General features: G+C 72.4%; 1 protein-coding gene. It reads left to right on the top strand.

Going from position 1 to position 693, the window contains the following annotated elements; all coding sequences use genetic code 11:
• On the top strand, positions 1-663 hold a 663-nt coding region (locus OTB20_RS42315), incomplete at its 5' end, for a transposase (protein ID WP_267825200.1).
• Positions 664-693: the final 30 nt, after the last annotated feature.

The following is a 693-nucleotide window of genomic DNA, read 5'->3' as shown; positions in this document are numbered from 1 at the left end:
CCGCTGGTGGTGGCCGATGCCGGCTACGGGCAGAACGCCGAGTTCCGCGCGGGACTTGAGGACCGGGACCTGGGGTATGCAGTCGCGGTCCGCGGCGACCTGACCGCGCACCCCGGTGACGCCGAACAGCTCGCCCCGCCCTGGGTGGGCAATGGACGCAAGCCCCAGCCGCGCTATCGCCAGGACCCGCAGCGCGTGAGCGTGCTGGCCGCCGCCGTCGGGCAGGCGGCGTTCACGCAGGTCAACTGGCGTGAGGGCTCCCGCGGACCGATGCGCTCACGCTTCCTCGCGCTGCGGGTCCGGCCTGCCGGGGTGCGGGCCCGGCGCCTGGTCCAGCACGCCGCCGTCGCCCGCGACGGCCATTGGGACGGGGTGCTGCCCGCACTGTGGCTGCTGGCCGAGTGGCCCGACGGGGCGGAGCAGCCGAGCGACTACTGGCTCTCGAACCTGCCCGAGGACATCCCGATCGCAGAGCTGGTGCGGCTCGCGAAGATCCGCTGGCGGATCGAGCACGACTACCGGGAGATGAAGCACGGCCTGGGCCTGGACCACTTCGAGGGACGCTCCTGGCACGGCTGGCACCACCACGTCACCCTGGTCACCGCCGCCCACGCCTTCCTCACCCAGCACCGGCTCCACCCAAAAGCACTCACGCCGGCCTGACGCTCTACCAGGTCCTGGACACCATCCAGA

This window comes from Streptomyces sp. H27-H1 (assembly GCF_026627445.1).
Lineage (GTDB): Bacteria > Actinomycetota > Actinomycetes > Streptomycetales > Streptomycetaceae > Streptomyces.
The sequence above is the reverse complement of the archived record's forward strand: the minus strand, read 5'-3'. Positions and strand labels throughout refer to the sequence as shown.